Annotated in this window: 12 protein-coding genes and 1 tRNA gene; 8 read left to right on the top strand and 5 right to left on the bottom strand. The window is 70.3% G+C overall.

Annotation, left to right across the window (positions count from 1 at the left end):
• Positions 1-19 precede the first annotated feature (19 nt).
• Positions 20-994: a substrate-binding domain-containing protein gene (locus BDK92_RS06710; RefSeq protein ID WP_121155590.1), complete on the top strand. Its 975-nt coding sequence runs from the start codon at positions 20-22 to the stop codon at positions 992-994.
• A gap of 96 nt (positions 995-1,090) precedes the next feature.
• Here the strand turns inward: BDK92_RS06710 and BDK92_RS06705 are convergent, their stop codons facing one another.
• The gene (locus BDK92_RS06705) at positions 1,091-1,441 is read right to left on the bottom strand and encodes a DoxX family protein (RefSeq protein WP_121155588.1); all 351 of its coding nucleotides are present in this window, start codon (positions 1,439-1,441) and stop codon (positions 1,091-1,093) included.
• A 105-nt stretch (positions 1,442-1,546) separates the two neighbouring features.
• Positions 1,547-1,720, bottom strand: coding sequence for a hypothetical protein (locus tag BDK92_RS38865; RefSeq protein ID WP_170208516.1), 174 nt, complete (start codon positions 1,718-1,720; stop codon positions 1,547-1,549).
• A 574-nt stretch (positions 1,721-2,294) separates the two neighbouring features.
• On the opposite strand from BDK92_RS38865, the gene BDK92_RS06700 reads away from it, so the two are divergent.
• Together BDK92_RS06700 and BDK92_RS06695 are read left to right on the top strand one after the other, a co-directional pair.
• Positions 2,295-3,125 carry a transglutaminase-like domain-containing protein gene (locus BDK92_RS06700; RefSeq protein ID WP_121155586.1) on the top strand — a complete coding sequence of 277 codons (831 nt, stop codon included), beginning with the start codon at positions 2,295-2,297 and terminating at the stop codon, positions 3,123-3,125.
• 134 nt (positions 3,126-3,259) lie between these two features.
• A complete protein-coding gene (locus tag BDK92_RS06695) occupies positions 3,260-4,066 on the top strand; it encodes an SAM-dependent methyltransferase (protein ID WP_211349119.1) in 807 nt (268 codons plus the stop codon).
• A gap of 85 nt (positions 4,067-4,151) precedes the next feature.
• Here BDK92_RS06695 and BDK92_RS06690 read toward each other — a convergent pair whose 3' ends face one another.
• A complete protein-coding gene (locus BDK92_RS06690) occupies positions 4,152-4,826 on the bottom strand; it encodes a DedA family protein (RefSeq protein WP_121161741.1) in 675 nt (224 codons plus the stop codon).
• 174 nt (positions 4,827-5,000) lie between these two features.
• Between BDK92_RS06690 and BDK92_RS06685 the strand changes: the two genes are divergently transcribed.
• Positions 5,001-6,203: a sensor histidine kinase gene (locus tag BDK92_RS06685; protein WP_147456929.1), complete on the top strand. Its 1,203-nt coding sequence runs from the start codon at positions 5,001-5,003 to the stop codon at positions 6,201-6,203.
• A complete protein-coding gene (locus BDK92_RS06680) occupies positions 6,200-6,844 on the top strand; it encodes a response regulator (protein ID WP_121155580.1) in 645 nt (214 codons plus the stop codon). The genes BDK92_RS06685 and BDK92_RS06680 overlap by 4 nt, the downstream gene beginning before the upstream one ends.
• An 82-nt stretch (positions 6,845-6,926) precedes the next feature.
• On the opposite strand, the gene abc-f is transcribed toward BDK92_RS06680, so the two are convergent.
• Positions 6,927-8,564, bottom strand: coding sequence for a ribosomal protection-like ABC-F family protein (gene abc-f, locus BDK92_RS06675; protein ID WP_121155578.1), 1,638 nt, complete (start codon positions 8,562-8,564; stop codon positions 6,927-6,929).
• Between the two features lie 439 nt (positions 8,565-9,003).
• Positions 9,004-9,077, bottom strand: a tRNA-Leu gene (locus tag BDK92_RS06670).
• Positions 9,078-9,184: 107 nt separating this feature from the next.
• Between BDK92_RS06670 and BDK92_RS06665 the strand changes: the two genes are divergently transcribed.
• The 3 genes from BDK92_RS06665 to BDK92_RS06655 all read left to right on the top strand — a co-directional run bounded on the left by BDK92_RS06665 (position 9,185) and on the right by BDK92_RS06655 (position 12,561).
• Positions 9,185-9,802, top strand: a complete 618-nt coding sequence (locus BDK92_RS06665) for an ANTAR domain-containing response regulator (RefSeq protein WP_121155576.1) — start codon at positions 9,185-9,187, stop codon at positions 9,800-9,802.
• 164 nt (positions 9,803-9,966) lie between these two features.
• Positions 9,967-11,181, top strand: a complete 1,215-nt coding sequence (locus tag BDK92_RS06660; RefSeq protein ID WP_121155574.1) for a hypothetical protein — start codon at positions 9,967-9,969, stop codon at positions 11,179-11,181.
• A 210-nt stretch (positions 11,182-11,391) separates the two neighbouring features.
• Entirely contained in the window at positions 11,392-12,561 is a 1,170-nt protein-coding gene (locus BDK92_RS06655) for a branched-chain amino acid ABC transporter substrate-binding protein (protein ID WP_121155572.1), read from the top strand.
• Positions 12,562-12,668 lie beyond the last annotated feature (107 nt).

The raw sequence follows: 12,668 nt of genomic DNA, 5'->3' as shown, positions 1-12,668 counted from the left end.
ACACCCGGGAGATGTTGGCATGTACGCGAAAAAGTTCAGTCGACTGCTGGTCGCCGGAACCCTCGCCCTCGGCCTGACCGCCTGCTCCGACTCCGGCGGGTCGGGTGGGTCCGGCGGCGACGGCTCCTACACGATCGGTGTCGCCAACTTCATGCTCAGCGGTCCCTACTTCAGCGGCATGGACAAGGCCATCGCGGCCCAGGCCAAGAAGAAGGGGAACGTCGAGGTCGTCAGCACCGACGCGAACGGGGACGCGGCCAAGCTCGCCGCGAACGTCGAGGATCTGCTCAGCAAGAACGTCGACGCCGTCATCATCTCCGGCGGGCCGCTGGAGTCGGCACCCGCGGCGTTGAATGCGATCAAGGCGGCGGGCAAGCCGGTGGTGCTGGTCGACCGGAAGTTCCAGACCGGTGAGTACACGAGCTGGATCGGCCCGGACAACAAGGCGATCGGGGTGCAGAACGGCGAGTTCCTCGCGGAGAAACTGCCCGGCGGCGGCAAGGTCGCCATCATCAAGGGCGGCCCGGCCGACAACAGCATCGGGTTGGCCCGGACCGACGGGGTGAAGTCCGTCCTCACCGGCAAGCCGGGCATCACCCTGGTCGAGGCGCCGGACTTCGGCAACTGGGGGTCGGACGGCGGGCTGACCGTGATGGAGAGCCTGCTCGCCACCCACGCCGACCTGGCCGCCGTCTTCTGCGAGAACGACGCGATGTGCCTGGGCGCGCAGCGGGCCATCGCGGACGCCGGCAGGGACAAGCAGATCATCATCGCCGGGGTCGACGGTCAGGCGGAGGCGTTGAAGGCCATTCTCGACGGCACGAACTACCTGGTCACCGGCTTGAACGACGCGGACATCATCGGCAGTCTGGGGCTCGACCGGGCGGTGGAGATCCTGGGTGGCGCCACGACGGAGAAGGACACCGTGGTCCCGTCGCCACGGGTCACCAAGGAGAACGCGGCACAGTACCTCGACCCGAAGGGCGACTTCTGACCCGACCGCTGCTCGTCGGCCCGGTCCGCGTGGGTGCGGACCGGGCGGACGGCGGAGAGCCCGGGTTCGTACGGCGGGCGCCGACGGGCGGCGGCGTCAGAGCGAGAGGATCCGTACGACGAGGGTGGCGACGGCGATCAGCAGGATCGTCGCGGGCGCGGCGACGCCCGAGGTGTCGCCGGCACGCAGGTGCGCGATGACCGCACCGACGAAGTAGAGCGTGACGCCGGCGGCGGCGGCGACGCCGAGGGGGCCGATGAAGATTCCGATGAGCAGACCGGCCGCGCCGATGATCTCGATGGTGGCCAGCGGTGGGTACCAGTTCAGCGGGACGTTCGCGGCGCTGAGCCCCTGTACGACCTTTTCGTTTTTGGTCAGCTTGCCCTGGGCCGAGCCCAGCAGCATGACGCTGAGCAGGATCGCGAGGGCGACGTAGGCGACGGACACGCGTGCTCCATGGAGTGTGGGGGGTTGGGAAGCGCGTTCGTCACCATAGAGAAATCGTTGAGATGAGTCAACGATTGTTTAGTGCCTACGATCGGCGGGTCGCCGTCACCTGTTCGGCTGGTCGGCGAACTCGGCCGGGTCGAGGTTGAGCATCGAGAGCAGGCCGGAGTTGCGGACGGTGTCGACCCGCTCGGGCAACTCCTTTTCCACCCAGTCGGCCCGGTGATGCTGCCCGCGACGTCGAAGTGCGTCCAGGATCTTGTGCCTGTCGATTTCCATGTCCTACTCCATACCTGGTCGGTCGAGATCCTGTCGGTCGTACGCCGGTCCGATGGCCGGATGTCACCGTTGCCGTCCTGGTCCCGCTCACCACGGAGAGGCCGTAACCGGATGCGAGGTCTCCCGTTCTCCGTCTGAGATCGGGTGCGGTGCGTGCGCAGGACCGGGTCGGTCGAAAGAGAATTGGCTGGGCGCCCGGCCCACCGACCCGCTCAGTGCTGATCCTCGAATTCCGGCTACGGGTCCGGATCATCGTCGGGTCTGGATCATCGTCAGGTTGGTCCGCCGCCGGACTCCGCGACGGTGACCCTCACTCTACTCCCGGGCCACGTCCGGCTGACCCGGCTGCACCAGCACCGACCCCGACGCGCCGGGTGGACGGCAGCCGGCGAGCCTGCGCCGGGCCGGGCGGATGGCATCGGGAACGGTGATAATCGATCCCGGTCGGACTCCACGGCGCCGGCTCGGGCCCGCGTCCGCCGGAAGAGGTGGCGGGACGGCAACGACGTCGCGTACCCGGTCGGCGGCGCCAGGCCCGCACACTGTCGCCAGACGAGGACGGGACGTACCAACGATGAATCAGGCGCAGACACATCCGGAAACCGTCCAGGTCGGTGGCACGCTCGTCATGGAGGTGGCCACCCCGGCCAGCGTGGTGCTCCAGATCGCGGTCGCCCGCCCGCCCGGCGCGGTGCTGGGCGAGCGACTGGAGATCGTCAACAACGAGGTGCCGGTCAGCGCCGATGAGATCGCCACGGCGGTGGGTGGCCGCTCGCACCTGATCCGGCTACGGCCGGGCACCCTGACCGTCACCTACCAGGCGACAAGCACGGCGCGCGGCGTCACGCCCGCCCCGGTCGGTGACGCGGAACGGGTGGAGGCGCTGCGGCCGAGCCGGTACTGCCCCTCGGACCGGCTCGCCGGCTTCGCCCGCAGCCACTTCGGCGGCGAGTCAACGGCGGACCAGCGGGTACGGGCAATCCGGGAGTACGTCTGGGAGAACCTCGCGTACGCCTCCGGCAGCAGTGGTCCGACCACCGACGCGGTGGACACGCTGCTTGCCGGGGAGGGGGTCTGTCGCGACTTCGCGCACGTGGTCGCCGCCCTCTGCCGGGCCGTCGACGTACCCGCGCGGGTCGCCGCCGTCTACGCGCCCGGCCTGTCGCCAATGGACTTCCACGCCGTGGTGGAGACCGAACTCGACGGCCAATGGCAGCTCTGGGACGCGACCCGGCTGGCACCCCGGCAGAGCATGGTGCGGATCGCCACGGGTCGCGACGCCGCCGACATCGCGTTCAGCACGGTGCTCTCGGGGCAGGTCACACTGGAGCACCTGGAGATCGTCGCGGTCGCCGACGGCGAGCTTCCGCGCGACGAGCACCAGGGCCGGGTGGCCCTGGCCTGACCGATCCGGACCGGACGGCGCGGCCGTGTCGACGGATGCCCCGGCACGGTGACGGATGTCGCTAAGGTGTGCGTGCCGAAAAGGTTTCACGATCTGTGGGGGTAGCGGTGTCACAGCCGTCGGGTGTCGGGAACGTGGATGGCGAGTGGGCGCCGGCGGGGATCGACACCAGCGTGGCGCACTCCGCGCGGATGTACGACTACTGGATCGGCGGCAAGGACAACTTCGCCGCCGACCGGGCGATGGGCGACGCGTTCGTCGCCGCCATCCCGAGCATCCGTACCATGGCCCGGGAGAACCGGGCCTTCATGCACCGGGTGGTCCGCTACCTGACCGGGTCGGCCGGCATCCGGCAGTTCCTCGACCTCGGCACCGGCATCCCGACCAGGCCGAACGTGCACGAGATCGCGCAGGTGATCGCGCCGCAGACCCGGGTGGCGTACGTGGACCACGATCCGATCGTGCTGACGCACGCGCGGGCGCTGATGGTCAGCGGCACCGAGGGGCAGACCGTCTACCTCGACGCCGACATGCGTGACCCGGGCAGGATCCTGGCCGACCCGGAGCTGACCGCGACGCTCGACCTCGAGCAGCCGGTGGGTCTGCTGCTGATCGCGATCCTGATGCTGGTCGCCGACGCCGACGACCCCTGGGAGAAGGTCGCCACCCTGCTGGACGCGCTGCCCTCCGGCAGCTACGTCGCGATCACCCACCCCGGCCAGGAGTTCGACCCGGAGGCGATGGCCGGCGTCGCGGCCGCCGCCGGCCAGGGCGGGATGACCCTGGTGCCCCGGGTGCGCGACGACGTGACCCGCTTCTTCGGCGACTGGGAACTGGTCGAGCCGGGAGTCGTACCGGTGATGGCCTGGCGTCCCGACGGTGAGCCGCCGGTCGACCCGAACGCCGCGTACTACTGGTCCGGGCTGGCCCGCAAGCCGTGACACCCGGCCCGGTCCGGGCCGGCGACCGCCGCTGGCGACCAGGTGGCCGGCGGTGACGTACCGCCGGGTTCGAGCCGGGTCGACCCTAGTCGGGGGCCGGTCCCGGGCCCCGTCCCGCTGCCGCGCCGGCGTGGACGGCCGCGGTCGCGCCCGGCGCCGGCCGTGGGCCGGACCGGCGGCGGAGGTACCGGACCGCCTCGACCGCGACCGTGACGGTGAAGGCGATGCCGAGCCCGAGCAGCAGGCCCCGGATCGGGTCGTGCTCGAAGGCCACCCCACCGAGGTAACCGACCAGGGCCGAGTAGAGCGCCCAGGAGCAGGCGGCGACGGCGTCGAAGAGATGGAACCGGCGGCGCGGGTAGCCGACCGTGCCCATGGTCACGGTGATCGCGGTCCGACCGCCGGGCACGTACCGGGCGACGATCAGGGCCAGGCCGCCCCGGTCCAGCAGCGCCGCGCGGGCCCAGGTGTACGCGGCGTACCGGCGGCCGCCGGGTCGCAGCCGTCCGGTCACCCGGCTGCCACCGGTCCGGCCGATGAGGTACGAGACGTGGTCGCCGACAAACGCGCCGGTGGCGGCGACGGCCATCACCAGCAGCAGGTCCGGCCCACCGGTCGCGGCGAACACCCCGGCGGTGATCACCGCCGTCTCACTCGGTACGACCGGGAAGAACCCGTCGACCACGGCGATCGCGAAGATCGCCAGATACACCCACGGCGAGGTCATGGTCCGGGTGAGCAGTTCGAGGACGGCGTCCATCATCGGCTGCCCGCCGCCGGCCGGCTGGTCCACATGTCGGTCATGACCCGAGCCTCGGCCACCCGCCCTGGTGCGCGCATCTGCCCAGGGTCGGCCCGCACCCCCTACTTAGGTAAGGGGTCGCCGCGACGATCGGCGCCGGTCGCACGGCCGGGCCGCACCTACCCTGGGGTGGTGATCCCACACCCGCCGACGCTCCCGCTTCCAGGCCGTCTCCGAGACGTCGGCGACCTCCGCCGGCTGGTTCCGGGCCTGCTCGGCGTCACCGTCCTGATCGGCTCCTGGCTGTCGGCCAGCGGCGGCCTCGGGGTCCGGTCGTCCTGGCCCGAGCCCGTGATCGCCGTGCTGGCCGGTGCCTGCGCCCTCGCCGCCGCCCACGCCCGGGTACGGCTTTGGCCGCTGTACGCCGTGGCGGCGGTCGCCTGGATCGCCGTCGTCATGTGGCCGGCCCTCGCCGTCGCCTCCTACTACGCCGGTACGAACCAGCGCCGTCCCGGGCAGCTCGGCGGCTACCTGCTCGGCGCCGGCATGGTCATGGTCGCGTCCATCCCGGTCGGTGTCGCCGTCGGTGGTGACCGCTACCTCAACACGGCCACGCCGGCCAACTTCCTGATGATGTGCCTGATGCACATCGGTCTGCCGCTGATCGTCGGACTCTTGGTGGACGCCCGCAGGCAGACCCTCACCGCCCTGCGTGAGCGGGCCGACCAGCTCGAACGGGAGCAGCAGGCCCGGACCGATCGGGTCCGCGCCGAGGAGCGCAACCGGATCGCCCGGGAGATGCACGACGTGGTCGCGCACCGGGTCTCACTCATGGTGCTGCACGCGGGCGCGCTGGAGGTCAGTGCCACCGACGCCGGTACGGTCGAGACGGCGGCCCTGATCCGGTCGACCGGCCGTGAGGCCCTGGCGAACCTGCGGGACGTGCTCGGCGTACTGCGGTCGGAGTGGACCGTCGGGGCGGGTCTCGTACCGCAGCCGGCGCTCGCCGACCTCGACCGGCTGCTGGAGGAGTCGCGGGGCGCGGGTGTCGCGGTCACCCGACATGACGACGGAACGCCCCAACCCCTGCCGGTGACGGTGGAACACGCCGCGTACCGGGTGGTGCAGGAGGCGCTGACCAACGTCCACAAGTATGCCCGGGACGGGGTCACCGACGTCCACCTGCGTTACCTGCCGGACAGTCTCGAGGTGTCCGTACGGAACACGGCGCCGACCACGGTGGCCGAGGGGCTGCCCGGCGCCGGGCTCGGCCTGGTCGGGCTCCGCGAGCGGGTGGAGTTGCTCGACGGGCGGCTGGAGACCGGTGGCGAGCCGGACGGCGGGTTCACCGTCCGCGCCCGGATCCCGTACCCGGGACGGGGGGTGCCGGCGTGATCAGGGTGCTGGTGGTCGACGACGAACATCTGGTCCGGTCGGGCCTGCGGTTGATCCTCGAGGCCGCCGGGGACATCGTGGTGGTCGGGGAGGCGCGGGACGGGGCCGAGGCGGTCGACGTGGTGACCCGGCTCGGGCCCGAGGTGGTGCTGATGGATGTACGGATGCCGGGGATGGACGGGCTCACCGCCGCGGCCCGGATCGGTGCCGTTCCGAACCCGCCGAAGGTGATCATGTTGACCACCTTCGACCTGGACGAGTACGTCCACCAGGCGCTCCGGGCCGGTGCGGTGGGGTTCCTGCTCAAGGACACTCCGCCGACCGAGCTCGCCGCCGCCGTCCGTACGGTGCACGCCGGCCACGCCATGCTCGCTCCGACGGTCACCATGCGCCTGCTCAGCTCCTTCGTGGAACGCGGCCCGGCGGTGGCACAGCGGGCCCGGGAACGGCTCGCCCTCCTCACCGGCCGGGAACGCGACGTGATCGAGGCACTCGCCCGTGGCCTGTCCAACGCGGGGATCGGTGCCGAACTGTCGCTGACCGAGGCGACGGTCAAGGCGCACGTCAGCCGCTCGCTCGCCAAGCTCGGGCTCGCCAACCGGGTCCAGGCGGCGATCCTGGTCCGGGACGCCACCGGCTGACCGGTCCGGGACGCGCCGCGTACGGAGGAAAGGGTGCCGGGTGGGAGGGCCCGGACGCGTCCGGGCCCTCCCGTACCCCGGCTCAGGCGCTCTCGGGCGGCCCGGTCTCCAGCAGGCGGCCGTCGTCGAGCCGGAGCCACCGTTGCACCCGGATCTCCGCGAGGAACCGTTCGTCGTGGCTGACCACCACGAACGCGCCCTCGTAGGCGTCGAGCGCGCCCTCCAGCTGACTGACGCTGACCAGGTCGAGGTTGTTGGTCGGTTCGTCGAGCAGCAGCAGCTGGGGCGCCGGTTCGGCGAACAGGACACAGGCCAGGGTGGCGCGCAGCCGTTCGCCGCCGGAGAGCACCCCGACCGGCAGGTGGATCCGGGAGCCCCGGAACAGGAAGCGGGCGAGCAGATTCATCCGCTGCGCCTCCGGCATGGTGGGCGCGGACGCGGCCAGGTTCTCCATCACGGTCCGGTCGAGGTCGAGCAGGTCCAGCCGTTGGGACAGGTACGCGACCCGGCCCTCGGCCCGGGTGATCTCGCCACTGGACGGTTCGAGATCGCCGTTGATCACGCGCAGCAGGGTCGACTTGCCGGCGCCGTTGGGACCGGTCAGGGCGATCCGTTCCGGCCCCCGGATGATCAGGTCGGCACCCGCAGTGGCGAAGAGGGCCCGCTCGCCGTACCGGACCTGCATCCGTTCCCCGTGCAGGAGGGTGCGTCCGGAGGGGACCTTGGTCCCGGGCAGTTCCAGCGAGATCCTCTGCTCCTCGCGCAGGGCGCGGCCGGCCTCGTCGAGCCGGGCCTTCGCGTCGTTGACCCGCGCGGCGTGCGTCTGGCTCGCCTTGCCCGCCGACTCCTGGGCGCCCCGTTTCATCGTCCCGGCGAAGATCCTCGGCAGGCCGGCGTTCTTCAGGTTCCTGGAGGCGTTGCTGGCTCGGCGCTCGGCCCGCTCACGCGCCTGCTGCATCTCCCGCTTCTCCCGTTTGACCTCCTGCTCGGCGTTGCGCACGTTCTTCTCGGCGACCTCCCGCATCGCCTCCCGCGTCTCTTCGTACTCGGTGAAGTTCCCGCCGTAGAGGCGGAGTTCGCCCCGGTCGAGTTCGGCGATCCGGTCCATCCGGTCGAGCAGGGCGCGGTCGTGGCTGACCAGCAGCAGACAGCCGTTCCAGTCCTCGATCACGCCGTAGAGCTTGTGTCGCGCGTCGAGGTCGAGGTTGTTGGTGGGTTCGTCGAGCAGCAGGACATCGGGCTGCTTCAGCAGTTGTGCCGCCAGGCCGAGGGAGATGACCTGGCCACCGCTGAGGGTGTGCAGGTGTCGGGTGAGCGAAACGTCCCCGAGCCCGAGCCGGTCGAGTTGCGCGTTGGTGCGTTCCTCGATGTCCCAGTCGTTGCCGATGGTGGTGAAGTGTTCCTCGCTCGCGTCCCCGGACTCGATCGCGTTCAGGGCTTGGAGGACCGGGGCGATGCCCAGCACCTCGGCCACGGTCAGGTCACCGATCAGGGGCAGGGTCTGGGGGAGGTATCCGAGGACCCCGTTGACGGAGATGCTTCCGGCGGTGGGTTTCAGTTCACCGGCGATCAGCTTGAGCAGTGTGCTCTTGCCTGCGCCGTTCGGCGCGACGAGGCCGGTGCGACCGGCGCCGACGGTGAAGGAGAGGTCCTGGAAGACCGGTGTGTCGTCCGGCCAGGAGAAGGAGAGGTTCGAGCAGACAACGAACGAATCGGACATGCGAAGCCCTTGGGTGTGATGTGGGCGCGCGGCAGAGCCGCGCAGCGGGAAACAGAGGGAGGGAAGAACGCCATGGCCATCGCGGCTGCGCTGTACGCGCCCGCCGATGGCCTAACATGTCCGGTTTTACCCGGAGATGTCGACGTCACCCGCCATGTCTGGTCCCCTTTGTTCCCGACCACTTGCATGTACCCGAACAATCGGCAGCCACTCTAGCAGCCCCGGATGGTCTCCGCCCGTACGCGCAGCCCGCGGCTCGGCCGGCGAGGCGGGTCGCGGTGGCGTGTCGGGTTCCGGACAAGCCACCGATCCAACATCAGAAAAGGCGCCACCCGAGTTGCCGGGTGGCGCCTTCCGAAGATCGTGTTGCCGGGTTTACGCGACGCTCCCTGCCGGGAGTGGTCGCGCGACCACGCTCCGCGTTTGCGGTTACTTGACGTGCCCCCGGTGGGATTCGAACCCACACTGTCGGAGGTTTGAGCTCCGTTTCTCTACCGGTTGGAATACGGGGACGCAACCACGGACCTGATGAGTAGGCCGGGTCTAGGGTACCCACTACGCTGATGACGGCGACACCCGGCCGGGCGGGTGTCGGACAAGAGCGCTGGGGGTAGAGGTTCGTGGCCGACACGCAGGCGGGTATCGAGCGTAGGCGGGTGCTGATCGCCGAGGATGAGGCGCTCATCCGGCTGGATCTCGCCGAGATGCTGGTCGAAGAGGGCTACGACGTGGTGGGGGAGGCGGGTGACGGGGAGACCGCGGTGCGCCTGGCCGAGGAACTCAAGCCCGACCTCGTCATCCTCGACATCAAGATGCCCATCATGGATGGGCTGGCGGCGGCCGAGCGGATCGCCGGTGGCCGGATCGCACCGGTGGTCATCCTCACCGCGTTCAGTCAGCGCGACCTGGTCGAGCGGGCGCGGGCGGCGGGTGCGATGGCGTACCTGGTGAAGCCGTTCCAGAAGAGTGACCTGGTGCCGGCGATCGAGATCGCGCTGTCCCGGTACTCCGAGATCGCCGCACTCGAGTCCGAGGTGGCCGGGCTGACCGACCGCCTGGAGATCCGCAAGACCGTGGAGCGGGCCAAGGGCGCGCTGATGACGACGTACGGCATGACCGAGCCGCAGGCGTTCAAGTGGATCCAACGCACCGCGATGGACCACCGGATGACCATGCGTGAGGTGGCCGAGCGGATCCTGGCCGAGGGGACCGGCGCGGAGCCGACCGAGGCGAGCTGAACCTGAGCCGTCGGGGCCGGCTCACCGGGACGTCGGGGCGGTCGCACCGGCGGAACCGGTGGCGCGACCGGCGGAAAACAGGTCCACGATCGGCGGAGACGAAGGGGCCAGTGGCGGAGAATTGGCCCCCTTCGTCGTCTGTGGAGCGCCCCTAGGATCGGCACATGCCCATCGGTCGGCGGTTCGTCGCGGGGCTCGTCGCGTCGGTCCTGCTGATCGCCGGTTGCGAGCGCCCCGCCGCTGACCAGGCGCAGCACCAGGTTCGACCGGACTGGCGGGCGGTGACGCTGCCGATGCCGGCCGGACCGGACGGTCGGCCGATGCTCCGAGACGCGGTGACCTGTGCCGGCCGCTGGTATGTGGTCGGCGCAATCGGCGGAATCGACGGTGCCACCCGACCTGCCGCCTGGACGAGCGCCGACGCCCGGAACTGGAGCGCCGTACGGCTCGTGCCGAGTAGCTACTACGGCGAGCGGGCGATCCTCTACGCGGTCGGCTGCCGGCACGGCCGGATCGCGGTGATCGGCGCCAAGGCGGGTGGCGCGCACGGTAACCCGAGGGTGCGGACCTGGCGGCAGTTGCCGGATGGCGCGCTGGTCGAGGTGTCGGCCGCGTTCGAACTGTACGGCGGCCCGGCGGCGGTCAACGTCAGTCGGGTCGCCGGTGGACCGGACGGGTGGCTGATCGCCGGCGGACGGGAGAGCGGGGCCGCGGTCTGGCGGTCACCGGACGGCGCCGACTTCCAACTCGTCGAGAACGCACCCCGGCTGGCCAGCGACGTCGAACTGCGTACCTCGGCGACGGACGCGCTCGCGGTCGCCGACGGCTGGCTGGTCGGTGGCAGCGGACGGGCGCCCGGGCGACCTGACCATGACCCGTTCGTCTGGTGGTCGCCCGACGGGCTGACCTGGGACCGGATCTCCCTACCCGCCAGCGGTTCCGACGAGGCCGTCCACCGGCTGCTCCGGGTGGGCGACGTGGTGCTGGCCCTGGGTTCGCGGGGTGCCACATTCGGCACCTGGCGCCTGGCGGACCCGACGGCCGGGGGCGGGCCGGCGGTTCCCGACGGGGCAGCCGGCGAGGGTTGGCGGGCCGCCGCCGGATTCGGCGTCGCGGGCGCCGGGATGATCGCCGGGGTGGAGGCGGTCGCGACGTACGGCGACCGGGTTCTCGCGGCCACGGTCGCGGCAGAGGGTCACCGACTGTGGATGTCGGATGCGACCGCCGACCGGTGGTCTCCGGTGGCGCTGCCGGTTGCCGTGCCGGCGGGCGGCGACACGGCGGCATCGATCGCCGCGACGTCCGGGCAGGTAGTGATGGTTACCGATGATGGCCGAGAGTCCCGTGCCTGGCAGGCGCGGCTTTCATCGACATTCTGATCTTCTTGCGGAAGCTCGCATCTATAACAACAGAGCGCAAACCTTGCCACGCTACGTAACGGTTGAGTGAAAGCGGGCAGCTAGACCTACCGGCATGTCTGGCTGGTGGGATAACGTCCCCCGCCAGACCGGGTGAACGGTCTCGTTCGGCGCTGTCGTGGCTCATCTGCCCGCGGCACCGGACTCGTGGATGGAGGAGGGGTTTCAGCCTTGAGGCAAAACTTCGTACGCGTCCTCGGCGGTGTCGCCATGGCGGCGCTGCTAGTTGGTGGCGCTACCGCGTGCAAGCAGGACGAGGGTTCGGGCACCGGCTCCGGGAGCCAGGCGTGCGACCTCAAGATCGGTTTCTTCGGTGCGCTGTCCGGTGCGGATGCCGGGCTCGTGACGCCGATGAAGCAGGGTGTCGACCTTGCCGTCGAGCAGTACAACAAGGCGAACGCGGACTGCCAGGTGACGGTGGCCCCGTTCGACTCGCAGGGTAAGGCCGACCTGGCTGGTGGTCTGGCCACCAGCGCGGCCGCCGACACGAAGATCGTGGGAATGGTCGGGCCGGCGTTCTCGGGTGAGTCCGAGGTCGCGCTGCCCATCTTCGAGCAGGCCACCCTGCCGAGCATCACCCCGTCGGCGACCCGTCCGAGCCTGAGCACCAAGGGCTGGAAGGTCTTCCACCGTGGCGTGGGTAACGACTTCTCGCAGGGCCCGGCGATCGCCAACTACATCAAGAGCGTTATCAAGGCGGAGAAGGTCTTCGTCATCGACGACCAGTCCGCGTACGGCGCCGGTCTCGCCGACGAGGCGAAGAAGGTGCTCGGCCCGCTGGTCGTCAAGACCGACAAGGTGGTCGACAACGCGCAGGAGTTCGGCGCGCAGATCTCCAGCGTCAAGACCAGTGGCGCGACCGTGCTGTTCTACGCGGGTTACACCGAGGAGGCGGCGCCGTTCCTCAAGCAGCTCCGCGCCAACGGCTGGACCGGTACGTTCATCGGCGGCGACGGCATCAACGACGCGAACATGCTGTCGGTGACCGGTCAGAAGGACGTCGAGGGCACCATCTCCACCTGCCCGTGTGGCCCGGCCACCGCGGCCAAGGGCACCTTCGTGACCGACTTCAAGGCGAAGTTCAACGGTGTCGACCCGGGCGTCTACGCCGACGTGTCGTACGACCTCGCCAACATCTACCTTGAGGCGATCAAGGCCGGCAAGACCACCCGCGCCGACATCCAGGCCTTCCTCGGCACCTACAACAAGGCTGGCGCCGCCTCCGGCGTGACCTACAAGTGGGAGGCGAACGGCGAGCTTGACCCCGCTCAGGTGAAGGTGTGGGCGTTCAAGGCCACCAACGGTGCCTGGGCACCGGATCTGGAGATCCCGAAGGGCTGACCCGATCGGGCGCCAGGCGCGAACCGGATCGGTGCGTAACAAATACGAATAGTGCTGGTGTGGCCGGCGTCATGGCCGGCCACACCCGTATCACGCAACCCCTCGGA

Origin of the sequence: Micromonospora pisi (genome assembly GCF_003633685.1) — a bacterium.
GTDB lineage: Bacteria > Actinomycetota > Actinomycetes > Mycobacteriales > Micromonosporaceae > Micromonospora_G > Micromonospora_G pisi.
This window is presented reverse-complemented; position numbering and strand designations above follow the sequence as displayed.

What these genes read in the sequence shown, in the direction of transcription:
- BDK92_RS06700 (WP_121155586.1), top strand. Translation starts at nt 2,295, where the DNA reads ATGAATCAGGCGCAGACACATCCGGAAACCGTCCAGGTCGGTGGCACG.
- BDK92_RS06660 (WP_121155574.1), top strand. Translation starts at nt 9,967, where the DNA reads ATGCCCATCGGTCGGCGGTTCGTCGCGGGGCTCGTCGCGTCGGTCCTG.
- BDK92_RS06710 (WP_121155590.1), top strand. Translation starts at nt 20, where the DNA reads ATGTACGCGAAAAAGTTCAGTCGACTGCTGGTCGCCGGAACCCTCGCC.
- BDK92_RS06690 (WP_121161741.1), bottom strand. Translation starts at nt 4,826, where the DNA reads ATGGACGCCGTCCTCGAACTGCTCACCCGGACCATGACCTCGCCGTGG.
- BDK92_RS38865 (WP_170208516.1), bottom strand. Translation starts at nt 1,720, where the DNA reads ATGGAAATCGACAGGCACAAGATCCTGGACGCACTTCGACGTCGCGGG.
- abc-f (WP_121155578.1), bottom strand. Translation starts at nt 8,564, where the DNA reads ATGTCCGATTCGTTCGTTGTCTGCTCGAACCTCTCCTTCTCCTGGCCG.